Below are 22,801 nucleotides of genomic sequence, written 5' to 3'. Positions count from 1 at the left end.
CCAGCGCAACTCGCTGGTCTTTAGCAAAAAGCTCTAAGCTCCCGGGCCGTTCAAAGGCGGCTGCCAACGGTTTTGATGTGAGAAAAAGTCATGAGCGACAACGACAATCTGCGTAAATATTCCTCTCAAGTGGTTGACGGTGTAGAAGCCGCTCCCGCCCGTGCCATGCTGCGCGCAGTGGGCTTCACGGATGAGGATTTCAAAAAGCCGCAGATCGGTATTGCCTCCACCTGGGCCATGGTCACGCCCTGCAATATGCACATCAACAAGCTGGCCGAAGAAGCCGGCAAGGGTGCCGATGCCGCCGGCGGAAAATCCGTGATCTTCAATACCATCACTATTTCCGACGGTATCGCCAACGGCACCGAAGGCATGAAGTATTCGCTGGTGTCGCGTGAAGTCATCGCCGACTCCATTGAAGTCGTGGCCGGCTGCGAAGGCTTTGACGGCCTCGTGGCCGTGGGCGGCTGCGACAAGAATATGCCGGGCTGCATCATCGGCATGGCGCGCCTGAATCGTCCATCCATTTTTGTCTATGGCGGTACCATCAGGCCGGGCGCCGGCCACACCGACATCATTTCCGTGTTCGAGGCCGTGGGTCAGCACGCGCGTGGTGACATCAGCGAGATCCAGGTCAAGCAGATCGAGGAAGTGGCCATTCCTGGCCCCGGCTCCTGCGGCGGCATGTATACGGCCAATACCATGGCCTCGGCCATTGAGGCCATGGGCATGAGCCTGCCCGGCTCCAGCGCCCAGGACGCCATCAGCAGCAACAAGGCCTCGGACTGCTTCCGCGCCGGTGAGCAGATCATGGAGCTGCTCAAGCGTGACATCAAGCCGCGCGACATCATGACCAAGAAGGCCTTTGAAAACGCCATTCGGGTCGTGATCGCCCTGGCCGGCTCCACCAATGCCGTGCTGCATCTCTTGGCCATGGCCAATGCCGTGGACGTGGACCTGACCCTGGACGACTTCGTGCGTCTGGGCAAGGACGCCCCGGTGGTGGCCGACCTGCGCCCCAGCGGCAAATACATGATGAGCGAGTTGGTCGCCATCGGCGGCATCCAACCCCTGATGAAGCGCATGCTGGCCGCCGGCATGCTGCACGGCGATGTGCTCACGGTCACCGGCATGACCCTGGCCGAAAATCTGGAAAGCGTGGCCGACTACCCGGCAGGTCAGGACGTGATCCTACCCTTCGATGCGCCCATCAAGAAGGACTCCCACCTAGTGGTGCTGAGCGGTAACCTCTCGCCCACGGGCGCGGTGGCCAAGATCACCGGTAAGGAAGGCCTGCGCTTTGAAGGCCGGGCCCGTGTCTACCACGGCGAGGAAGGCGCGCTGGCCGGCATCCTCAATGGCGAAGTCAAAGCCGGCGACGTCATCGTGATCCGCTACGAAGGCCCCAAGGGCGGCCCCGGCATGCGCGAAATGCTCTCGCCGACTTCTGCCGTCATGGGCAAGGGGCTGGGCAAGGAGGTCGCACTCATCACCGACGGCCGCTTCTCCGGCGGCTCCCACGGTTTTGTGGTGGGTCATATCACGCCCGAGGCCTTTGACGGCGGCCCCATCGCGCTGATCGAGAACGGCGACAAGATCACCATCGACGCCGAAACCCGGCAGATCACGGTCGCTGTCTCCGACGCCGAGCTGGCCGAGCGCAAGACCCGCTGGGTACGCCCGGAACCCCTGTACAAGCGCGGGGTGCTGGCCAAATACGCCAATACCGTGTCCAGTGCCTCGGAAGGCGCCGTCACGGATAAATATCTCTAAGCGCGCGATAGCCCGTTAAATTTTGGCTTTCCACGGTCAGCTCACGGTCATCTACAGAACTCTTTCGAGCGCTATTGATCCGGCCCTCAAATAGTTTCAAGCGGCTTATTCTTCAGCGGAGTTGTCGGTCAGGTTCTCAATTGTCTCCCGTCGAATTTTGTTCAGGAGGTCGTCCAGAGAAGAGGGTGTGCAGAATTTCGTGTAAACGGGGTTTCGTTTACACGAAATTCTGCACACCCTCGGTGTAGGAACCTCAATTCTGCGGGTTTGCTTCTCCTCTTCAACGCTTCTGGCTCGAAACGTCAACAGCCCCTAGAAACTCTCCCTGCATGTGAAATAGCGGACGCCACCCAGGCAAGCAACTCGATTCATGTAGCTAGTTGGTGATATCCAGAGCGCCCCCGCGATCACAGTTTTCTCGAGGGCGGCGCGGTGCAGACTGATCATTGGGCCCTTGTACCGATCCTTGCCGCCTCACGCGCGAAGCGCAGATGACTGGACTCGGGACCATGGCAGGTCCTCAGCAGACGTTGATCTCCGCTCAGCGCGACGCGAAGGAGTCCTCATCGAGCTGGAATAACCCCCACGACTCACGGAATACTGGGCCAGCCTTTGAAGTTGAACGGCATGGCGCAGCCATGGATGGAGTAGGGGCAAGCAAACACGGTTGGCTTGTCAGGCTTGGTTATGGCGATCCTGTAAGACACTGCCGAGAGCGTTAATGCCAATAAAACCGAAAGGAAAATGAACGTTTTTCTTGTTTTCATCATTTTATGTTCCTTCTGTGCGAGTGCTACGTACAAAGGCGTCCCTCCCTCCTGATTCTAAGTGCGTAGTTGACCGAGACCTTGCGAGATTTCCGAAAGGCGTGTTCGGGATTCTTGCCTGTGGAGTGTTCCGTCATTCAGAAAATAATCGCGACCCGGCATCCGGTCGGAGTAGCAGTTCAGTCAATGTGCTGACTGCCGCTTGTACTCGCTGCGTTGCTTGAGGTCCGGTTGCGGCTGCCGTTTCTCTGCAGTGCTGCACGGGTGTTTTTCACGCAGGAGTCAGCAGATGAAACATCCGACGCTATTCAGACCATCGATGTTTTTGTACGGGTTGTCGGTTGCCGCGGTTTGCTTGGGGCAGGGGGACGCGGTACAGGCTCGGGAGAGCGCAGTGCTGCTCGATGCTCTGGTCGTCAGCGGCACCTACAGGCCGGATGACAGCTTCGACCTGCCATTCTCGGTGGATAGCCTCGATCAGCAGCAAATCAGTGACGGCCAGCTCGGTATCAATGCTTCCGAAGTCCTCAATCGGGTGCCGGGACTGGTGGTGCAGAACCGCCAGAACTACGCCCAGGATCTGCAAATATCCTCGCGCGGCTTCGGTGCGCGCGCGGCCTTCGGCGTGCGCGGCCTCAAGCTGATTGCTGACGGCATTCCAGCCAGTACCCCGGACGGCCAAGGCCAGGCGGCGACTTTCAATCTCGATACCGCCGAGCGCATCGAAGTGCTGCGTGGCCCGGTCGCTACTCTGTATGGCAGCAATGCCGGTGGCGTGATCCAGCTGTTCTCCCGAGATGGTGAGGGCGCTCCGCGCATTGGCGCTGAGACTCTGATCGGCAGCGACGGTCTGAGCAAGAACCACCTCAGCGCCGAAGGCGCAGTGGCCGGCGCCGGGTTTGTGCTCGACGCCTCGCGCCTGGACACCGACGGCTACCGCGACCACAGCGCCGCGCGACGCGACCAGACCTTTGCCAAGCTCAACCTTGACCCCGACGCCGACAGCAAACTGGCGCTGATCTACAGCAGCCTTGAGCAGAACGGCACGCAGGACCCGCTGGGGCAAACCTGGGAAGCCTATAAAGCCGACCCGCGTTCGGTCACGGCCAACGCGCAGCTCTACAACACCCGCAAAAGCATCGACCACCAGCAGTTGGGGATGAACTACGAGCGCTACATGGGTGAGGCGACCTTGCAGCTCAATGCCTACACCGGCGAGCGCAGCGTGATTCAGTACTTGTCGATTCCCAAAGGCACTCCGGCGAGTGAGCGGGGCGGCGGCGTGGTCGACTTTGACCGGACGTTCTACGGCGCCGGGGTGCGCTGGTTGCAACCGGTCAGCAGCGCGCCGGGCGAGCTGACCCTGATCGCCGGGCTGGACTTCGACCGGAGCGAAGACGACCGTCGCGGCTTCCAGAATTTCATTGGCAGCCAAACAGGCATCAAGGGCGAACTGCGCCGCGATGAAGTCGATACCGCCACCAGCCTCGATCCCTATGGGCAAGCCAACTGGGCCATCGACAACTGGACGATCCAGGCCGGGCTGCGCCACAGCACCATGCAGTTGGAAGTCGCTGACCACTTCCTCAGCAACGGTGACGCCAGTGGTGACAAACGCTACCAGCAGAACAACCCGGCGCTCAGCGTGATGTACGCCTTCGCCCCGAACTTGCATGGCTATGTCAGCGTCGGCAAAGGCTTCGAAACCCCGACCCAGGCCGAATTGGCCTATGCCCCCGGCGGCCGTGAAGGCTTCAACTTCGGCTTGAAGCCTGCCACCAGCAAGCAATACGAAGTGGGTCTGAAGGTTCTGCTCGGTGACCGCACGCGGATCAATGCCGCGCTGTTCCAGATCAGCACCGAAGATGAGCTGGTGGTCGCGCAATCGGTGGGTGGGCGCACCAGCTATCAAAACGCCGGACGCACCCTGCGCCGCGGCTTCGAGCTGGCACTGGCAAGCCAGATCAGCGAGCAGTGGAGCACCCACATCGCTTATACCCATCTGCAAGCAACCTACGACAGCGACTTTATCAGCGGCAGCGGTGCCAGCCAGAAGCGCGTCGACGAGGGCAACTACCTGCCCGGCATCCCGCAGAACACCCTGTTCGCCGAACTCAACTGGCAGCCCCGCGACTGGCTCAGTACCGCTATCGAGGGCCTGTACCGCAGCAAGGTCTATGTCGAAGACAGCAACAATGCGCGCCCCGCCCCGGCCTACAGCGTGTTCAACTGGCGCGCCCGCTTCGAGCAGAAACACGCGCCCTGGACCTTCCAGCAGACCTTGCGCCTGGACAACCTGCTGGATCGCCAGTACGTCGGTTCGGTGATCGTCGGTGATGGCAACGGCCGCTTCTACGAAGCGGCGCCGGGGCTGTCATGGTACGCAGGCGCCAATTTGTCCTATCAATTCTGAGCAGCGTCATGCGGCTCGCCGTAGCGCACCTGGTCGAGGGTTGTTTGCGCTGCGCCTGGTCGACACCTTGCAGGTTTAGTGAAAAGCCCCTTCGGCCGGGCCGCCTGTAATCGCGTTGGGTCCCTGCAGATAATTCGGCAAAAGCTGCCAGCCCTAGGGGCAGCACCGAGTTTTCTGCCGAGGGGCGATGGAAATGAATCATTACGATGTGATTGTGCTCGGCGGCGGCAATGCCGGCCTGTGCGCGGCGTTGTCGGCGCGCGAGCAGGGGGCTCGCGTGGCGCTGCTGGAGCGGGCGCCCGTGGAACAGCGCGGGGGCAACTCGGCACATACCGGCGGTGCCTTTCGCGTCGCTTATCGGGGGGTCGAGGATCTACGCGAGCTGATGCCCGACCTACTCGACAGCGAGATCGAGAACAGTGATTTCGGCAGTTATACCCAGGAGGAGTTCTTCGCCGAGCTGGCCGCGCAGAGCCAATACCGTGCCGACCCCGAGGTGCTCGACACCGTCGTCACCGAGGGCTTCGCCACCTTGCAGTGGATGACCCGCCAGGGCGTGCGCTTCATGCCGATCTTCGGCCGCCAGGCGTTCAAGGTCGAGGGTAAGTACAAGTTCTGGGGCGGTCTCACCGTGGAGGTGTCCGGCGGCGGCCTGGGCCTGGTCGAGGCGCTGATGCGGCGGGCCGAGCGCAATGGCGTCGAGCTGCATTACGGTTGCCGAGCCCAGCGCCTGAGCCGCGATGAACAAGGGCGTTGGCAGGTCGAGTGTGCCAACGGCCAGCGCTTCAGTGCCGCCGGGTTGATCCTGGCCACCGGCGGTTTCCACGCCAATCTGGAGTGGCGCGCCAAGTACCTGGGGCCGGGCTGGGACCTGGCCAAGGTGCGCGGCTCGCGTTACAACACCGGCGACGGCATCCGCATGGCTATGGACATCGGCGCGGCCGCGCATGGCAACTGGTCGGGTTGCCACGCGGTGTTCTACGATGTCAATGCGCCCGAGCAGGGCGACCTCAACCTGCTCAACCAGCAGAAGAACTATTTCCACCTCGGCGTGGTGGTCAACGCCGAGGGCAAGCGCTTCGTCGACGAGGGCTTGGACTTTCGCAACTACACCTACTCGGGCATGGGCGCCAAGGTGCTGCAGCAACCGGGTGGCATCGCCTGGCAGCTGTTCGACCAGCACAGCGAGCCGCTGCTGCCGGACGAATACCGGGTACGCCAGGCGACGCGCATCCAGGCCAACACCTTGGAAGAACTGGCGGCGAAGCTGGAGGGTGTCAACGTCAACGCCCTGCTCGATACGCTGCGTGCTTACAACGCTGCAGTAAGCCGTGAAGTGCCGTTCAATCCGGCCGTGCGCGACGGCCGTTCGACCGTTGGCCTGGCCATTCCCAAATCCAACTGGGCGAATCCCCTGGAGCGCCCGCCCTTCGTAGCCTACGCGGTGACCTGTGGCATCACCTTCACCTTCGGCGGGCTGAAGGTGAACAGCCAAGCCGAAGTGATCGACGAGGAGGGTCAGGTCATTCCCGGCCTCTACGCCGCCGGCGAGCTGGTCGGCAATCTCTATTACGTGAAATACGCCGGTGGCGCCGGGCTGACGTCCGGCTCGGTGCTCGGGCGTATCGCCGGCGCGGGCGCTGCCGCCCGCCGGCTGGGTTGAGGAGACTACTCATGGAGAACAACAAGAAGATGAAGCCGTATCGGATTTTCCGTTCGCTGGGCGTCACGGTGTGTCTGGCGGCCTGCAGCCTGGCGCTGTTATGGGGCGGACAGGTGCTGGCCGCTGACGTCGATGCCCAGGCAATCGCCGCCGACGAGCCGGGCCATAACTGGCTGGCCTACGGCCGTAACTACTCGGAGCAGCGTTTCAGTCCGCTGGCCAAGATCGACCGTGACTCGGTCAAGCGTCTGGGCCTAGCGTGGGCCATGGATGTGCCGGAGGCGACCTCGCTGGTTGCGACGCCGCTGGTCAAGGACGGCGTGATCTATTTCAGCGCCAGTTTCAGCGTGGTGTATGCGGTCGAGGCGAAAACCGGCAAGACCCTGTGGCGTTTTGATCCGAAGGTGACCGAGGCTTTTCGCGAGCACAATCCCGCACGCCAGCGCATGTACTGGGGGATGAACCGTGGCTTGGCCATGTGGAGCGACAAGGTGTTTGTCGGCACCGGCGATGGCCGTCTGATTGCCATCGCGATGCAGACCGGCCAGCAGGTCTGGTCGACCCAGACCACCGACCCAGACACCCATGCACAGATCACCGGTGCGCCGCTGGCCTTCAACGGCAAGGTGCTGATCGGCTTCGGTGGCGCCGACAACGGTCCGCTGCGCGGCTATGTCACCGCTTACGATGCGCAGACCGGCAAACAGGCCTGGCGTTTCCACACCGTACCGGGCAATCCGGCCGATGGTTTTGAAAACAAGGCCATGGAAATGGCCGCCAAGACCTGGACCGGCGAGTGGTGGAAACATGGTGGCGGCGGCACCGCCTGGAACTCCTTGACCTACGACCCGCAATTCAACCGGGTCTATATCGGCACCGGCAACGGCGCGCCGTGGAACCGCAAGATCCGCAGCCCTGGTGGCGGCGACAACCTGTACTTGTCCTCGATCGTCGCCTTGGATGCCGACAGCGGCGAATATGCCTGGCACTACCAGACCACGCCGGGCGAGATGTGGGACTACAACTCGGCGATGGACATGGTGCTGGCGGACTTGCAGGTGGAGGGCAAGCCACGCCGGGTGCTGATGCACGCGCCGAAGAACGGCTTCTTCTATGTCATCGATCGCGAGACCGGCAAGCTGATCTCGGCGGAGAAAATCGGCAAGGTCACCTGGGCGGAGAAGGTCGACCTGGCCAGCGGTCGCCCGGTCGAGGTGCCCGGCGCCCGCTACGAGAGTGGCGAGGCGTTGATCTGGCCGGGGCCACCGGGACGTCACAGCTGGCATCCGATGTCCTTCAATCCGGGTACCGGCCTGGTCTATATCCCGACCCTGGATATCCCCGGTTACTACAACGACAAGGGTATCGATCCGCTCAAGTGGGAGCATAAGCGCAACACCTATGCCTTCGGCGTGAATGTGGATGCCGGCGATATTCCCAAGGAGGCCGGCAGTTCGGCATTGGTTGCCTGGGACCCGCTGGCCCAGCGTGAAGTCTGGCGCCGGCCCACGGCGGGCGCCTGGCCGGGCGGCACCCTGACCACCGCAGGTGGGCTGGTGTTCCAAGGCCAGGCAGACGGGCATCTGGTGGCCTTCGATGCGGCCGACGGCAAGACCCTCTGGCAGTTCTACGCCCAGCGCGGCATCTCCGCGCCACCGATCAGCTACAGCGTGGATGGGCGGCAATACATCTCGGTGCTGGTCGGCTGGGGCGGCGGCGGGCCGCTGGTGGGCGGCTCGCTGTTCGCCCAGCACGGCTGGAATTTCCGCGATGGCGGGCGGCGCCTGTTGACCTTCGCGGTGGACGCCAAAGGCGTACTGCCGGATACGCCGATCACCAAGGTGACTCCGCTGGACCGCCCGGAGCTGCAACTGGACGCGGGTCGAGTTAGTCAGGGCGAGGCGCTCTACGCGATGACCTGCCAGACCTGCCACGGCCACGATGCCATCAGCGGCGGCGGTGCGCCGGACCTGCGCGCGTCACCGCTGGCTCTTACTCGCGAGGGGTTGGAGGCGGTGGTGCGCGACGGTGCCTTGCAGCCACGGGGGATGCCGCGCTTCGACGAACTGAGCGACGGCGAACTGGACGCCATCTACCAATTCATTCGCGACCGCGCTCGGGCCAAGGTGCCGTCGCCGCCGAAACTGATCATCCCGGCACAGGCCGAGTCAACGCCAAGCCAGCCATAAGGAACCGTCATGAGCATTCGTATCTGGCATCAAAGCTTTACCGTGTTGAGTGACCTGGGCGCCTACGACCAGGCACTGCGCGCGCATTTTCGCAAGGTGGCGCGGCCGGGCACCGAGATCCACATGCACGGCATGCAGCCGGGCACTTATCGCAGCAACTACCCGGGCGACGACATCAAGCATTCCGCCCTGCAATACCTGCACGGCCTGCAGTTCATGGCGGCCGGGCTGAATGCCGAGGAGCAGGGTTTCGATGCCTACGCCATCAGCACCCTGCCGGAACCGGCTCTGCGCGATATCCGCAGCCTGCTGGACATCCCGGTGGTGGGTTACGGCGAGTCGGCGATGCTTACCGCGTGCATGCTCGGGCGCAAGTTCGGCGTGCTGGTGTTTATCGACGAGCTGGCCGAGTTGGTGCAGGAGAACGCCGCGCGTCATGGCCTGGCCGAGCGCCTGGCCAGTGTGCGCCATGTCGGTTTCCGCTTCGCCGACGTGCTAACCGCCTTCAGCGATCCGACCGCACTGATCGAGCGCTTTCGCGTGGCGGCCCGCGCACTGATCGCTGACGGTGCCGAAGTGATCATCCCCGGCGAGGCGCCGCTGAACGTGCTGCTGGCCAGTCACGGCATCAACGAGGTCGACGGCGTACCGGTTTTGGATTCGCTCGGCGCATGGATCAAGCAGGCCGAGGCCATGGTCGACCTGCGTCGCGCCAACGGCGTGCGGCCATGCAACCGAGGCTATTTCTCGGCGCGGCCCGAACGCCAACGGGTCAAGGAAATTTTCACCTTCTACGGCCTCAGTGAGCGCTTCCTGACGCCGGAACAACAGCTTGGAGTGACAGCATGAAAACCCGTGAATGCGATCTGGTGGTGATCGGCGGCGGCCTGGCCGGTTTCGCCGCGGCCCTGGAGGCGGCCGAGGCCGGCCTTGAGGTCATCCTGTTGGAGAAGACCGCACAGACCGGCGGCTCCTCGGCGATGAGCGGCGGTTGCCTGGCCTTCGCCGGCACCGACCTGCAGCGCGAGAACGGCATCGAGGATTCCGCCGAGCGGTTGTTCGCCGACCTGGTCGAGGTCGGCAAGGGCGAATGCGACGAGGCGCTGGTGCGCGCCTACGCGGACAACCAACTGGCCACCTACCAATGGCTGCGCGACAAGGGCGTGGTGTTCGCCCCGGTGATCGAGGCGGCTTCCGGGCAGTCGGTGCCGCGAGTGCACAACGTCGACCCGGCGGACATGATCCGCCAACTGGAGTTGGCGGCCAAGGCCAGCGGCCGGGTCGAGGTGCTCAAGCAGACCCGCGCCCGCCGCCTGTTGCGCGAGAGCAATGGGCGGGTGCGCCGGGTGCTGGCCGAGCAGGGCGGCGAGTCACTCGAGCTGTACGCGCGCAAGGCCGTGGTGCTGGCCGCCGGCGGTTTCGTCCATGACCGCGCGCTGGTGCACCGCTTCGTGCCGCAGTACGACAACGCGGTGTTCATCGGCGGCGAGGGCAATGAGGGCGATGGCCTGCGCATGGCCTGGGCGCTGGGTGCCGACGTGCGCGACACGCCCTACATCAAGGGCACCTTCGGCAAGCATCCGATGGACGAGAACAATCACCATGCCTGCCTGGCGGTGTACAAGGGCGCCATTGCGGTGAACCAGGAAGGCCGCCGCTTCGTCGACGAGTCGCTGTCCTACAAGCTGCTCGGCGATGCCTGCATGCAGCAGTCTTATGGCGTGACTTACCAGATTCTCGACCGCGACATCATGGAAAGCGGCGACAACCGGGTGCGCATCCTCGACTTCGAGCGGCGCCTGGAGGAAGGTCTGTTCGTCGAGGCCGAGAGCCTGGAGCAGCTGGCGCGCCTGATCGAGGTGCCGGAGGAAGTGCTGCTGGCCGAGGTGGCGGCCTACAACCAGGCGGTGCGCGACGGCCAGGAGCCGGAGTTCGGCCGCCGCCATCTGGTGCATCAGCATGGCGAACTGCGGCCCATCGAACGCGGGCCGTTCTACGCCTACCCCTCCACGGCGGCGGTATTCGGCACTTACTGCGGCCTGTGCATCGATGCGCAGATGCGCGTGCACGACGTGTTTGGCGCACCGATCGAGGGCCTGCTGGCTGCCGGCGAGGTGGTCGGTGGTCTGCATGGCGCGGCCTATATGACGGGTTCGGCGCTGGGCAAGGCGGCCATTTTCGGGCGTCTCGCCGCGGCTACCGCGCAAGGCTTATGACCGACGGCTAGGAGTTGGCTATGAAGATTCTGGTGTTACTGGCTGGGGTGGCGGACATCCGCTTCCCGCTGCATACCCTGAGCATCGGCGCTGAGGGGCTGATCGAGGAAAATGGCAATGCCCGGCGCCTGCTCAGTCCCTTCGACGAGGCGGCGCTGGAGTTGGCGCTGAAACTGCGCGATGCCCGCAGCGACTGCCAGATCGACGTGCTGTTGCTGGCCGGTGCGAACAACGAGGCCATGCTGCGCACGGTGGCGGCGTTTCGCCCCAACTCACTGCGCCGCCTCGACCTGCAGCCTGCCTGCCCCTGGGATGCGCGGCTGACGGCCGGGCAAATAGCCGGTCTGCTCAAGAGCGAGGGGGGGGCTGATCTGCTGCTGATCGGCCGCGAGTTCGGCGACCTCGACGAAGGCAGCATTCCCGTATTGCTGGCGCAGCGTCTCGGCTATCCGCTGTTCGCCCTGGCCCAGCATGCCGAGTGGGCCGGCGGCCAGGTTCGCCTGCTGCGCGAGCGCGGTGCGGGCGAGGAGTCCCTGGAGGTCTCTCAACCGCTGCTGGCCAGCGTCACCAACGATAAACGCAACAAGCTGCGCCACCCACTGATGAAGAACGTCATGGAGGCCAAACGCATGAGTTTTGCCGGCGTGACGGCCGGCGTGGAGGAGCCGACGGCATTGCCGCTGGCGAGTCTGGGGGTGGCACGGGTGAGCGTGCGCGGTGGCCAGTGCCGCATGCTGGAAGGCAGCGCCGCACAGCAGGCCAGCGCACTGCTGGCCTATTTGAATGAGCAGGGGGTTGGCGCATGAGCACGCAGGGTTCAGCGGTAAGGTCGCCAGTGCTGGTACTGGTGCCATTGGCGTGGGGCGAGGAAGCGTTGGATGCCGTACTGGCGGCGGCGCAGAGTGTCGCCGCCAGCGGCGGCACCTTCGAGGTGGTACTGCTGGGCGCGCAGGCGGACCCACAGGCCTGTCGGCGGGCGGCAGAGGCCGGCGCGGCGCGGATCTGGCAGGCGCTGAATCCCGCTCTGGCCGGCCGCGACGACGCGGCGGCACTGGCGGCTGCGGCCGGCACGGCCCTGGTTCAGCCGTTGGCCGCGGCCGGCGCGCTGACGCTGGTGCTGCTGCCGCCGGGGGCGGCGGGCGAGGAGTTGGCCGCGCGGCTGGCTGACAGCCAGGACGGCCAGGCCTTGGGCCGCTGTGCCGAACTGCGCTGGCAGGACAACGCCTTGCTGGCAGAGCGTGCCGCCTGGGGCGGACGCATGCGCCTGGGCTTGCGAGTCGAAAACGGTGTGGCCTTCGCCTGTCTGCGCTGTGGTCGTGCGCAACTCGCAGGCACGGGCGCGGCGCCGATCACCGAACTGTTGTTGTACGATGCCTTGCCCGTGCCGCTGGCGCTGGAACGGCGGCCTACCGGGCAGCGGTTGCCGCCGCTGGATGGAGCCAGGTTGGTGGTGTCCGGTGGGCGCGGTGTCAACGAACAGGGTTTCCTCCTGCTCGAAGAACTGGCCGTGGCCCTTGGCGGTACGCTGGGTGGCAGTTTGCCGGCGGTGGATGCGGGGCTGGTGCCGGTGATGCGTCAGGTCGGGGTGTCCGGCAAGTTTGTCAGCCCGGACATCTACCTGGCGGTCGGCATTTCCGGGACGCCGCAACACCTGGCGGGAGTCAGCCCGGATACCCGAATCGTGGCGATCAACCAGGACCCAGAGGCAGACATCTTCAAGGTTGCCGCTGTCGGTGCTGTCGGTGACTGGCAGACGCTGCTGCCGGCGCTGCTGGCATCTGTGCGCGAGTCAGCCGTTTCCTGACGGTTGCCGAGCCACTCAGCCGCGACCGTGCCGCCCCGGGTGCAAGGCGATACTGGCCTCCGGTGGCGGGCGGCGCTGGGCATCCAGGGTCTCCAGCATGAACTGGATGAAGGCCCGGGTGCGTGGCGCGACAAAGCGGGTCTTGGGGGTGACGGTGTAAAACGTACGCCCACCGGTATGCCAGCCGGGAAACAGCTCCACCAGCTGGCCGGATGAAATCAGCGCGTTGACGAACACGTCGAGCACGTAGATGTAGCCCTGATCGGCGAGTGCGGCCTGGATCAGGGCGTCCGTGCTGTTGAAGTGCAGTTTGCCCTGGGGCGTCAGTTCGATGCTGTCGCCGTCGCGGCTGAACGACCAGGGGGCCGGCGCATAACGGCCCTGGCCGAGCAGGCCGAGGCAGCGCTGCGCGTCTAAGTCTCGAGGCTGCTGCGGCGTGCCGCTGGCGGCCAGCAGGGCGGGCGACACGCAGGCGACGTAGTGCGCCTGGTACAGCGGTCGGGCTACCAGGTCGGCGTCGTTCACCGAGTCGATGCGGATGGCAACATCGGTGCCACTGGCAATCAGATCCTCAGGATGGTCGGTGAGGCGCAAGGCCACCGACAACTCCGGGTGCTGCCCGGCAAACGCAGGCAAGGCCGGGCAGAGCAGTGCGCGGGCGAAGGCGGCCGGCGATTCGACGCTCAGCTGGCCAGCGATCTCGCCCTGCTTTTCGCGTACGGAGGATTCGGCTTCTTCCACTTGGCGCAACAGCTCGGTGCAGCGTTGGAAATAGCTTTCCCCGGCATCGGTCAGTCGCAAGGTTCGGGTGTTGCGCGACAGCAGGGTGGTGCCCAGGTAGTTCTCCAGGTTGCGCACGCTAGAGGTGACGGTGGCGTTGGCGATATCCAGGGACTCCGCCGCGCGGCTGAAGCTGCTGCATTCCACCACCCGCACGAACACCTGCATGGCCCAGAGTCTGTCCATTTGGTTCTTCACCTTTTTCTAATAACCCATTAGCTCTGCCTGGCTCGAACGCCGGCGAGAGCATTCTTATAGTACCAGCCACTTTGAGGAGACACAGACATGACTGAATTGAAGTTCGATCTTGTTGTGCTTGGATGTGGCGTCGCCGGGCTGTCGGCAGCGGTGGCGGGGGGAGAACGCGGCCTGCGCGTGGCGGTGCTCGAGCGGGCAACGCAAGAGGAGCGCGGTGGGCAGAGCCGGTTCACCGAGGCGTACCTGCGGATGAAGAGTCACGAAGAGGTCACCGATGACTTCGATACGTTTCTCGCCGAGCATTCGGGGTACTATCAGGATCCGGATTTCGTCGCCGAGAGCCTCCGCGAGCGCGATACCTGGTCGGCGCAGACCAAGGCGCTAGCCTCCATCGATGCCGGGGTGATCGGCACGTTCTCGGCACTGGTGCCGGAAACCATCGATTGGCTCAAGGACAACGGCGTGAAGTTCGACTTCCTGCCGACCCAGTTTCTTACCAGCACCCAGCCGCGCCTGCTGCCGGTGGGCGGCGGCGAGGCCATAGTCGAGGCTCTGGCGGCGCGGGCCGAGGCCCTGGGCGTTGAGTTCTTCTACGAGACCAGTGGCCGGTCGCTGATCACCGCCGACTGCAATACCGTCATTGGCCTGCGCGCCTGGTCGCGCGAGCGCGGCGAACTGGCCTTGCATGGCGCCGTGGTGCTGGCCAGCGGCGGCTTCGAGGGCAATGCCGAGATGCTCGCCCGCTACCTGGGCCCGCGTTCGGTGTTCCTGCGTCCGGTGTGCAAGGGCGGCTACTACAACCGTGGCGAAGGTATCGCCATGGCCTTGGACATCGGCGCGGCGCCGGCTGGCGAGTTTGGCAGCTACCACGCCGAGCCGGTGGACCCGCGCTCGGGCATTTCCGAGCCGTCGATCTTCATCTTTCCCTACGGTGTGTTGATCAATCAGCAGGGTGAGCGCTTCACCGACGAGGCACCGGGCACCGTGGATGCCTGGTACGAGCGGGTGACCCGGCAGATCTACGCGCAGAGCGAGGGCATTGCCTGGGTGGTGCTGGATCAGAAGGTCAAGGAGATTCCCAACTACCGCCTGGGCATCCGCACCGACCAGCCGGCCATCGAGGCGCCGACCCTGGCCGAGCTGGCGGGCAAGATCGGCGTGCCGGCCGCGGCGCTGGAGGCCAGCCTGGCGCGCTACAACGCCGCTTGCCGCGCGGGCGACTATCACCCGCTGCGGCTCGACGGCCTGGCCACCGAGGGGCTGCTGCCGCCGAAGAGCAACTGGGCGCGGCCGCTCGATGCGGGGCCGTTCATGGCTTATCCGATCATCTCGGCCAATGTCTTCACCTTCGGTGGCCTGAAGATCGACGAGCAGGCTCGGGTACTCAACGCCGACGGGCAGGCGATCGCCAACCTATACGCCGCGGGCGAGACCGTGGGCCTGTACTTCGGTAACTACGCCGGCGGCACCTCGGTGCTCAAGGGCCTGGTATTTGGCCGCCAGGCGGGCTACTGCGCTGCCGGCCGCTGAGGTGAGGGAGAAGAAGATGAGTGTGGCAATGGTTACCGGCGCCAGTGGCGCCATCGGCGCCGCGGTCTGCCGTCAACTGGCGGCCGAGGGCTACCAGGTGGCGGCCCTGGACCTGAGCGAGCCCCAGACGTTGCCGGCCCGGGCCCAGTTCTTCGTCTGCGATGTGGCGGCGAAGAGCGAGGTGCGCGAGGTCATCGACGAGGTCGAAGGGCGGATGGGGCCGATCACTGCGCTGGTCAACGTGGCCGGCATCGTCTCCAAGGGCAGCGCCCTGGGGCTGTCCATCGCCGAGTTCGAGCGGGTGATGCGCATCAACGTGCAGGGCACCCTGGTGCCCTGCCAACTGGTCGGCCAGCTGATGGCCGAACGTCGGCGCGGCGCCATCGTCAACATCGGCTCGGTGGTCGGCAAGAATGGTGGCAATGCTCGACCCTGGCTGGACCGCGGTGAGCAGGAGGTGGCCGGCAACGTGGCCTACGGCATGTCGAAGGCGGCGGTGCATACCCTGACCCTGTTCCTCGCCAAGGAACTGGCCAGTCAGGGCGTGCGGGTCAATGCGGTGGCGCCGGGGCCGATTGCCACAGCTATGACCACGGTGTTCCCGGACAACCTGCGGGCCCTGGTGCCCGTCGGGCGTATGGGCAGCCCCGAGGACGTGGCAGAGGCGGTGTACTTCCTGCTCTCGGCCAAGGCCGGCTTCATCTCCGGGGAAATTCTCGACGTCAACGGCGCCCTCTGGTGCGACTGATTCAACCCAAGCATTCCTCCATTCAACTCAGCAGAGACCAACAACCATGAAAAGTATTTACCTAGTCCTGGACATGCAGAACGACCTGGTGCACGCGGACGGCGCCAGCGGCAAAGGCCCGCTGGGCGAGCAGGTGCGGGCGCGCGAGATCATCGCTCGAACCGCTACGGCCATCGCTCGGGCCCGCGCCGAGGGCATCCCGATCGCCTTCGTCCGTGTGGCCTTCTCCGACGATCACCGTGAGGCCAACCCGAACTCCCAGGTGTTCGGCCCCATCGCTAAGAACGGCATCCTCAAGATGAATGCCTGGGGCGGTCAGGTTCACGAAGCGCTGGCTCCGCAGGACGGCGAGTGGGACATCGTCAAGCACCGTGTTTCCCCGTTCTACCAGACGCGCCTGGAGCTGCTGCTAAAACGTGAAGGCATCGAGCGCATCTACTGCAGCGGCGTGAGCACCCAGGCCGTGGTGCAGGCCACCGTGCGTGACGCCCATGACCGTGATTTCGATGTGGTGTTGCTGGAGGATTGCTGTGCTTCGCCGTCCGCCCAGGAACACGAAAACTCCGTGGCTAGCATCAGCCGCTTCTGCTCCGTGGCCAACTCCGAGTTGGCCTTTACCTGAATCTGCTTCCCGGTCACGGGAGCATGATTTGCAGCCCGACCATGAATCACTATGTCGGGCTTTTTTTATTAGGCTCGAGGGGGCAGGGTGGGTCGCGCAACCAGTCGTATGGAAACCGCAGCACTGGTCATTGGCTCCTTTGCTGTGGTCATGTCCGCTACCACTATCAATGTGGCGATTGCCCCGATGATGCGCGACTTAGCCATCAGTCATCACCTCGCCCAGCAGTTCTCTTCGGTATTTCTTGGTATGACCGTGGTCTGTGCGCCGCTGGCAGCCTGGATTGCCGATCGTTTCGGCGCTTGGTGGGTGTTTCGCGCTCTGCTGCTGCTTTATGTGCTGGTTTCTTTGTTGGCGGGCGTTTCCGACAGCTTTTCCGCCATGCTCATTGCTCGCGGTTTGCAAGGCTTGTGTGCAGGCATTATCCAGCCGTTGTCACTGTTTTTGATTTTAGAGTCGGCTCTGCCTGAGAAACAGGGGCGCACCATGTCCATGTTCGGCTTAGGAGTGGTGATGGCTCCGGCCCTTGGGCCGACCTTGGCTGGCTTTGTGGTTGAACTGTTTGGCTGGCGCTATACCTTCTGGCTTGGTGTTCCGCCGGCCCTTATCGCGCTTGGACTGGTGGCTTGGGCGCGGCCAGTTGACCTGCACCAGCGTGTTGGGCAAGGGCGGCTGGATTTACCTGGACTGGTTCTGCTCGCCTGCCTGGTAGCCGTAGTCTTTGCCTGGCCGCCACTGCTGGCTTATTCGACCTGGTTGGCCGCGGTGCTGGTCGTTGCCTGGTTGCTGTTACTGGTCGTGTTCTGGCACCAGCAAGAGCGCAGCGAGGAACCCCTGATTGCGCCCAAGCTGTTCCGCTATCCGCGTTTTCTCAGTGGCATCCTCGTCACCGTAGCTTACGGTGCCGGCATGTATGGCTCGATTTTTTTGGTTCCGTTGCTGTTGCAAGATGGCCTCGGTGAGTCGGCGGTTACCACCGGCAACCTGATGCTGCTTGGCGGCCTGGCGCTGGCCCTGAGTATCCAGATGGCCGGTCAGCTGGTAGACCGCTTCTCGCCGCGACTGGTGGTGATGATCGGCCTGGCCTGCTTCGCTTTTTCCTGTCTATTGCTGGCGTTACCGGCCAGTTTGGGTCTAATTGCCCTCGGCATTGTGCTTGGTCGTATTGGCCTGGGCATGATCATTCCCAGCTTGTACACGGCGATGGTTCGTGCCGTACCGGACGAGTTGCTGAGGCGCGGCACCGTTGTCACCACGTTATTGCGGCAGGCCGGCGGAGCGCTAGGCATCACCATGATCGGAGTACTGCTGGCCAGCCTTAGCGCGGCCAACCTGAAGGGCTGGAGCGCGCTACCGGCCGGTAGCGCACCTTACTCGGTTATCTTCGCGATGCTCGGCCTATTATTTTTGTGGGCGCTCCGGACCTCGCGCCGCCTGAATTGAGGCGCGCCTCAGTCCAGGCGCTCGCCGGCCATCTTCTTCAAGCGGTAATCGAGTTGGGCGCGGCTCAGGCCGAGTAGCGCTGCGGCCTTGGAGACCTTGCCCTCGCTCATTTTCATGGCTTCCTCGATATATACGTCTTCGATCTCAGGTAGTTTGATCGGACCGCGTTGCAGGGTTCGTCTGGCTAACTGGAGGAGCTGTTGGTGGCTGGCATTCTCTTGCTGGCCAGCCCCGACGGCGGCTGGCTCGCCTTTTGGCAGACGGATACCGATAACTGGCGCCTGATCCCAGCTGACGGTGCCCAGTTGCGGCGTGCCCTCGGCTTCTTCGATGCCCGAGAGGTGGCGGATATCGATGGGATCGCCGTCGTCGGCGAGTATCACCGCCCGTTCGATGACATTTTCGAACTCGCGGATATTGCCGGGCCACTGATAGTCCAGGACACGTTGCAGGGCGCGCGGGGTGATACCAGGGATATGCCGTCCGTGCAGGCGAGACAGTTTGTTGACGCAGCTTTCGAGCAGCAGTGGTAGGTCGTCCTTGCGTTCGCGCAGTGGAGCAATTGTCACCGGAAAAACGTTCAGGCGATAGAACAGGTCGCCGCGAAAGCGGCCGTGCTTGACGGCATCGCCGAGGTCTTCGTTGGTTGCCGCGATTACTCTGACGTCTACCTTGACGGTCTTGTTACTGCCCAGGCGTTCGAGCTCGCCAGTTTGCAATACGCGCAGCAGCTTGCCTTGCGCCGTCATACTCAGGGTGCCGATCTCATCCAGGAGAATGGTCCCGCCGTCGGCGATTTCAAAGCGGCCCGGACGGGGCTCGGTTGCCCCCGAGTATGCGCCGCGCTGAACTCCAAAGAGCTCCGACTCGATAAGTTGCTCCGGAATAGCGGCGCAGTTGATCTCGATGAAGGGCTTCTGCGCTCGACGGCTGTTGGCGTGTACTTCATGGGCGAACATGGTCTTGCCGACTCCGCTTTCACCCAGTAGCAGCACACTCGCATTAGTGCTGGCGACCCGCAAAATCTTGTGCAGGACCGAAATGTAGGCTGCCGAGTTGCCCACCGGCCGGTTTAGCGAAGCCGGGTCCTGGGTTTCGAACTCGAGACCGAACGGCGCTTTGGCCTGTTTGGCTTCGGCAGTATCCATCTGCTCGGGCGGCGGATTACGAGTGAGGCGGTCCGTCGAGCGTGGCTGGAAGAACTTGAGGTCTTCTTCAGGATCGTCCCAATCCTCGATGGGTCGTGCCACGGCGCGGCATACCTCATCGCCAGCCCCACGGCATTGGGTTTCGCGGACCAGAATGCGCTTGCCCATCAGGCGGGTCAGGAAGCCGGAGCTGTAACCGACCTCCATCCAGCAGATAGGGTCGTGGCTGTGGCCCCTGAGTGCCACATGCTGGTCGCCTTCCAGTGAATGCGTCCAGGTGAACTCGCCGTACAGGTAACCCTTGGTCTGGTCGGCCTCAATGCGTACCGGTTCGACTCGAACCATGCCGCTCAAGGAGTGCAACTGAGCGCCCGCAGCCAGAATGTCCAGCTCCGAGCCATTAATACGGGTCTTGATTGCTAGATCGGCATCGCGGCTGCCGGACAGGTAGCCAATACGCGTCATCAGCCCTCGGGTGTACTCGGTGCCCATGGTTTCCAGCAGCTCTTCGCGCAGCGTGCCGAAGGCCTCGGCATGCAGCAGTAACATGCGTTTTTCGGCGAGCCAAATGGCACCCTCATCGGGGCGGAAATGAAGGTGTTCGACCAGGTCTTTCATGTCCGGAAAGCGCAGGTCGGTAATGATGTCCTTGAGCACTGCCTGGCCGAGCGTCTGCGCGGAGCCATTACCTGTCTGTGCGCTCATCGTGGTCTCCAGGTTTTAGATTTTTCAGTGGAGTTGCGGCGCTGCCTTACCCGTTTCGGCGGGAGCGTGGCGGGTTGAAATTGACCGCCATGATAGCAGGGCTCGACCGTTGAGTCGGCGCTATGCCGACCAGAATGACCGGTAGGTCATAAATGTTATGACTTTTAATTCATCAAATTCGCAGCTATTCGAATTTGATGAACTTGCCGTTCTGCTCAGCCCAAGCATCGGCTTGGTTAATGGTCCTCGGTTAATTCATAACTCATTGTTTATATTGAATTAAAAACTTAATTAAGCGATCCGGCATTGCTGGCACAGTCGTTGCCTACTCCTTGTCAGACAAAACACCCCCTTATCGGGTCGGTGTTTTCACCCTGCCCGAGCCTGCCGCTCGGCTGGGGAAACAACAACAATCAGGAGGTAAGGCAGTGGCCGAGATTTCATCTCTGGGTTACGTCGGTTTTGGCGTCAGCGACCTGGACAAGTGGCAAGTCTTTGCAACGGACGTCATGGGCATGCAGATCGCCCAGCGCGACGAAACCAGCATGTCCTTGCGTATGGACGAATATTGCCAGCGTTTCTTCCTTGAACTGAATCCGTGCGACGACCTGATTGTGGCGGGCTGGGAGTTCACCAGCGAACCAGAGCTGGAGTCTTACGTCGCCGAGCTCAAGGCCAAGGGGGTCGAACTGACCCAACTGAGCCCCGAGCTGGCGCGTCGCCGTCACGTGGAAAAGGCCTATACCTGCCAGGACCCGAATGGCTATGCCCATGAATTCTTCTTCGGGCATGGCGTCGCCAATCTCAAGGATCAGTTCCGCTCCAAGGTGCTCAAGGGTCGCTTCGTCACCGGTGATCTGGGCGTCGGTCATATCCTGCCGTTCGCCAACCGCGACAACGGCCCGGAAACCGTCGCCTTCTACAAGGACGTGCTGAAGCTGCGCGTCAGCGACTACATCCGCCAGGAAGTGCAGCCGGGCATGCTGGTCGAGGCGACCTTCTTTCACACCAAGACCGGCCGTCACCATTCCATCGCCACCGCCCAGGCGCCGACCCCCAAGGTGCTCAACCACTTCATGGTGCAGGTCGAGGACATGGACGACGTCGGCCTGGCCTATGACCGGGCCAAGGCCGCCGGCCTGAACATCGTGCTGGAGCTGGGCCATCACCCGAACGACAAGACGTTCTCCTTCTATGCGCAGACCCCCTCGGGCTTCAACTACGAGTTTGGCTGGGGCGGTGTGGTGATCGATGAGAACAGCTGGGAAGTGAAGACCTACCAGCAGATGAGTGATTGGGGCCACAAGCGCAACCCGATCGTGATCCAGGAAACCGAGGAGCATCCGCTCTCCTGAGCGTTTGCCCGACTTGGAGACATAACGTCATGAGTATCTGGTTGGATTTTCTCGGGGCCGAGATCCGTTACGTCGATCTGCCCACCTATGGTCGCACTCGTATTGCCGAGGCTGGCCACGGCAAGCCTGAGGCACTGATCCTGATGCACGGCATTGGTGGTCATCTGGAAGCCTATGCCAAGAACGTGGTGGCGCTCGGCGAGCACTACCATGTGATTGCCTTCGATTACGTCGGTCACGGCCTGTCGGCCAAGAAGCTGGATATCGAGTATTCGATCAGCGATTACGTCGAGCAGTTGCGTGAACTGCTCGACGTGATGGGCATCGACAAGGCGCACATCTCGGGCGAATCGCTCGGTGGCGTGGTGACCGGTGGTTTTGCCGTGCGCTATCCGCAGCGGGTGATGCGTGCCGTGTTCAACACCACCGGCGGCATTCCGATCGTCAGCGAACAGGGCCGTCAGGACCTGAAAAACCTGGCCGAACTGTCGGCCAAGAGTTCCGGGCAGAAGCCCAGCTTCGACAGCGTGCTGGCGCGCATGCAGTGGCTGCTCTACGAGGGCAACTGGGATCTGCTAAGCGAGGAGTTGGTCAACTCGCGCCTAGCGATTTACAGCCGCGAGGACTTCCAGGCCAGCGCGCCTCTGGTCTACTCGCGCCTGCGCAAGGTCAACGAGGGCGGCACGCCCGACATGATCGAACTGGAAAAGGTGCAGTGCGAATCGCTGCTGCTGTGGACCAGCCATAACCCCATTCACGACGTGGCCGCTGCCGAGTTGGCGCTGCCGCGCCTGCCCAAGGGCCAGCTGTATGTGATGAAGAAACTGGCGGGGCATTGGCCGCAGTACGAGTCGCCCGAAGAGTTCAACCAGGTCGTGCTGAATTTCCTGTCCAGCGGGAGGGTGGCGTAATGAGTGCTCAAGTCATGGCCATGCGCCAGGCGGAATCTATCGGGCCGGTGCCTACGCCGGACTTTTGCCAGGCGATGCGCAACCTGGCCGGTGCCTGTGTGGTGATTGCCAGCGCCGACGGCAGCAAGCGCGCGGGCCTGACCGCGACGGCGGTCTGTTCGATCACCGCCGATCCGCCACAGCTGCTGGTGTGCGTCAACCGCAATGTCTATGCACACAGGGTTATCAGTGGCAGCCGCAACCTGAGTGTCAATGTGCTCGGGCAGCAACAGGAAACCATCGCCAAACGGTTTGCCGGCATGGTCGAGGGCGTGGTCGGCGAGGAGCGTTTCGCCGACGGGCTGTGGGCGGACGGGTTGAGCGGTGTGCCGGTGCTGCAGGATGCACTGGTCAGCTTCGAGTGCAAGGTGGTCGAGGTCATTCCGGCCAGCACCCACGACATGTTTCTCTGCGAGGTCATCGGTTTGGCCGGGCGGATGAATCAGGAATCCCCCCTGATGTACTTCAACGGAAATTTCGCGGCTCTCGGCTGAGTG

Annotated in this window: 17 protein-coding genes; 15 read left to right on the top strand and 2 right to left on the bottom strand. The window is 63.3% G+C overall.

The window, feature by feature from the left end; translation table 11 throughout:
- The first annotated feature begins 90 nt into the window (after positions 1-90).
- The 8 genes from ilvD (at position 91) to D3880_RS11890 (ending at position 12,825) form a co-directional block, all read left to right on the top strand.
- Entirely contained in the window at positions 91-1,773 is a 1,683-nt protein-coding gene (ilvD, locus tag D3880_RS11925; RefSeq protein WP_119893647.1) for a dihydroxy-acid dehydratase, read from the top strand.
- 1,056 nt (positions 1,774-2,829) lie between these two features.
- Positions 2,830-4,953 (top strand): TonB-dependent receptor family protein, encoded by a 2,124-nt coding sequence (locus D3880_RS11920; protein WP_119893646.1) that lies wholly within the window; start codon positions 2,830-2,832, stop codon positions 4,951-4,953.
- 193 nt (positions 4,954-5,146) lie between these two features.
- Complete coding sequence (gene tcuA / locus D3880_RS11915) at positions 5,147-6,616, top strand: FAD-dependent tricarballylate dehydrogenase TcuA (protein ID WP_119895728.1); 1,470 nt, start codon at positions 5,147-5,149, stop codon at positions 6,614-6,616.
- A gap of 11 nt (positions 6,617-6,627) precedes the next feature.
- The gene (locus tag D3880_RS11910; RefSeq protein ID WP_119893645.1) at positions 6,628-8,805 is read left to right on the top strand and encodes a PQQ-dependent dehydrogenase, methanol/ethanol family; all 2,178 of its coding nucleotides are present in this window, start codon (positions 6,628-6,630) and stop codon (positions 8,803-8,805) included.
- 9 nt (positions 8,806-8,814) lie between these two features.
- Positions 8,815-9,654 (top strand): aspartate/glutamate racemase family protein, encoded by an 840-nt coding sequence (locus tag D3880_RS11905; RefSeq protein WP_119893644.1) that lies wholly within the window; start codon positions 8,815-8,817, stop codon positions 9,652-9,654.
- On the top strand, positions 9,651-11,021 hold the full coding sequence (locus D3880_RS11900) for an FAD-dependent oxidoreductase (protein WP_119893643.1): 1,371 nt from the start codon (positions 9,651-9,653) through the stop codon (positions 11,019-11,021). The genes D3880_RS11905 and D3880_RS11900 overlap by 4 nt, the downstream gene beginning before the upstream one ends.
- A 20-nt stretch (positions 11,022-11,041) precedes the next feature.
- The gene (locus tag D3880_RS11895) at positions 11,042-11,827 is read left to right on the top strand and encodes an electron transfer flavoprotein subunit beta/FixA family protein (protein ID WP_119893642.1); all 786 of its coding nucleotides are present in this window, start codon (positions 11,042-11,044) and stop codon (positions 11,825-11,827) included.
- A complete protein-coding gene (locus D3880_RS11890) occupies positions 11,824-12,825 on the top strand; it encodes an electron transfer flavoprotein subunit alpha/FixB family protein (protein WP_119893641.1) in 1,002 nt (333 codons plus the stop codon). The genes D3880_RS11895 and D3880_RS11890 overlap by 4 nt, the downstream gene beginning before the upstream one ends.
- Positions 12,826-12,840: 15 nt before the next feature.
- Here the strand turns inward: D3880_RS11890 and D3880_RS11885 are convergent, their stop codons facing one another.
- Positions 12,841-13,791: a LysR family transcriptional regulator gene (locus D3880_RS11885; protein ID WP_119893640.1), complete on the bottom strand. Its 951-nt coding sequence runs from the start codon at positions 13,789-13,791 to the stop codon at positions 12,841-12,843.
- A gap of 99 nt (positions 13,792-13,890) precedes the next feature.
- On the opposite strand from D3880_RS11885, the gene D3880_RS11880 reads away from it, so the two are divergent.
- From D3880_RS11880 to D3880_RS11865, 4 genes are all read left to right on the top strand, one after another.
- Entirely contained in the window at positions 13,891-15,333 is a 1,443-nt protein-coding gene (locus tag D3880_RS11880; RefSeq protein ID WP_119893639.1) for an FAD-dependent oxidoreductase, read from the top strand.
- Positions 15,334-15,349: 16 nt separating this feature from the next.
- A complete protein-coding gene (locus tag D3880_RS11875) occupies positions 15,350-16,081 on the top strand; it encodes an SDR family NAD(P)-dependent oxidoreductase (protein WP_238474347.1) in 732 nt (243 codons plus the stop codon).
- Positions 16,082-16,127: 46 nt separating this feature from the next.
- Positions 16,128-16,703: a cysteine hydrolase family protein gene (locus D3880_RS11870; protein WP_119893637.1), complete on the top strand. Its 576-nt coding sequence runs from the start codon at positions 16,128-16,130 to the stop codon at positions 16,701-16,703.
- Positions 16,704-16,811: 108 nt separating this feature from the next.
- Positions 16,812-18,146 (top strand): MFS transporter, encoded by a 1,335-nt coding sequence (locus D3880_RS11865; protein WP_119893636.1) that lies wholly within the window; start codon positions 16,812-16,814, stop codon positions 18,144-18,146.
- Positions 18,147-18,154: 8 nt separating this feature from the next.
- Here the strand turns inward: D3880_RS11865 and D3880_RS11860 are convergent, their stop codons facing one another.
- On the bottom strand, positions 18,155-19,999 hold the full coding sequence (locus tag D3880_RS11860; RefSeq protein WP_119893635.1) for a sigma-54-dependent Fis family transcriptional regulator: 1,845 nt from the start codon (positions 19,997-19,999) through the stop codon (positions 18,155-18,157).
- A gap of 428 nt (positions 20,000-20,427) precedes the next feature.
- On the opposite strand from D3880_RS11860, the gene D3880_RS11855 reads away from it, so the two are divergent.
- Genes D3880_RS11855 through D3880_RS11845 form a run of 3 tightly spaced genes read left to right on the top strand, consistent with a single transcriptional unit; the run spans position 20,428 to position 22,798 of the window.
- Positions 20,428-21,354 (top strand): VOC family protein, encoded by a 927-nt coding sequence (locus tag D3880_RS11855; RefSeq protein ID WP_119893634.1) that lies wholly within the window; start codon positions 20,428-20,430, stop codon positions 21,352-21,354.
- A 29-nt stretch (positions 21,355-21,383) separates the two neighbouring features.
- Entirely contained in the window at positions 21,384-22,265 is an 882-nt protein-coding gene (locus D3880_RS11850) for an alpha/beta fold hydrolase (protein WP_119893633.1), read from the top strand.
- Positions 22,265-22,798: a flavin reductase family protein gene (locus D3880_RS11845; protein ID WP_119893632.1), complete on the top strand. Its 534-nt coding sequence runs from the start codon at positions 22,265-22,267 to the stop codon at positions 22,796-22,798. Before D3880_RS11850 ends, D3880_RS11845 begins: the two co-directional genes overlap by 1 nt.
- Positions 22,799-22,801: the final 3 nt, after the last annotated feature.

Origin of the sequence: Pseudomonas cavernae, assembly GCF_003595175.1 — a bacterium.
Lineage (GTDB): Bacteria > Pseudomonadota > Gammaproteobacteria > Pseudomonadales > Pseudomonadaceae > Aquipseudomonas > Aquipseudomonas cavernae.
This window is presented reverse-complemented; position numbering and strand designations above follow the sequence as displayed.

Excerpts from the sequence above, each read along its gene's own strand:
- ilvD (WP_119893647.1), top strand. The coding sequence starts at position 91 with ATGAGCGACAACGACAATCTGCGTAAATATTCCTCTCAAGTGGTTGAC.
- D3880_RS11920 (WP_119893646.1), top strand. The coding sequence starts at position 2,830 with ATGAAACATCCGACGCTATTCAGACCATCGATGTTTTTGTACGGGTTG.
- tcuA (WP_119895728.1), top strand. The coding sequence starts at position 5,147 with ATGAATCATTACGATGTGATTGTGCTCGGCGGCGGCAATGCCGGCCTG.
- D3880_RS11910 (WP_119893645.1), top strand. The coding sequence starts at position 6,628 with ATGGAGAACAACAAGAAGATGAAGCCGTATCGGATTTTCCGTTCGCTG.
- D3880_RS11905 (WP_119893644.1), top strand. The coding sequence starts at position 8,815 with ATGAGCATTCGTATCTGGCATCAAAGCTTTACCGTGTTGAGTGACCTG.
- D3880_RS11900 (WP_119893643.1), top strand. The coding sequence starts at position 9,651 with ATGAAAACCCGTGAATGCGATCTGGTGGTGATCGGCGGCGGCCTGGCC.
- D3880_RS11895 (WP_119893642.1), top strand. The coding sequence starts at position 11,042 with ATGAAGATTCTGGTGTTACTGGCTGGGGTGGCGGACATCCGCTTCCCG.
- D3880_RS11890 (WP_119893641.1), top strand. The coding sequence starts at position 11,824 with ATGAGCACGCAGGGTTCAGCGGTAAGGTCGCCAGTGCTGGTACTGGTG.
- D3880_RS11885 (WP_119893640.1), bottom strand. The coding sequence starts at position 13,791 with ATGGACAGACTCTGGGCCATGCAGGTGTTCGTGCGGGTGGTGGAATGC.
- D3880_RS11880 (WP_119893639.1), top strand. The coding sequence starts at position 13,891 with ATGACTGAATTGAAGTTCGATCTTGTTGTGCTTGGATGTGGCGTCGCC.
- D3880_RS11875 (WP_238474347.1), top strand. The coding sequence starts at position 15,350 with ATGAGTGTGGCAATGGTTACCGGCGCCAGTGGCGCCATCGGCGCCGCG.
- D3880_RS11870 (WP_119893637.1), top strand. The coding sequence starts at position 16,128 with ATGAAAAGTATTTACCTAGTCCTGGACATGCAGAACGACCTGGTGCAC.
- D3880_RS11865 (WP_119893636.1), top strand. The coding sequence starts at position 16,812 with ATGGAAACCGCAGCACTGGTCATTGGCTCCTTTGCTGTGGTCATGTCC.
- D3880_RS11860 (WP_119893635.1), bottom strand. The coding sequence starts at position 19,999 with ATGAGCGCACAGACAGGTAATGGCTCCGCGCAGACGCTCGGCCAGGCA.
- D3880_RS11850 (WP_119893633.1), top strand. The coding sequence starts at position 21,384 with ATGAGTATCTGGTTGGATTTTCTCGGGGCCGAGATCCGTTACGTCGAT.
- D3880_RS11845 (WP_119893632.1), top strand. The coding sequence starts at position 22,265 with ATGAGTGCTCAAGTCATGGCCATGCGCCAGGCGGAATCTATCGGGCCG.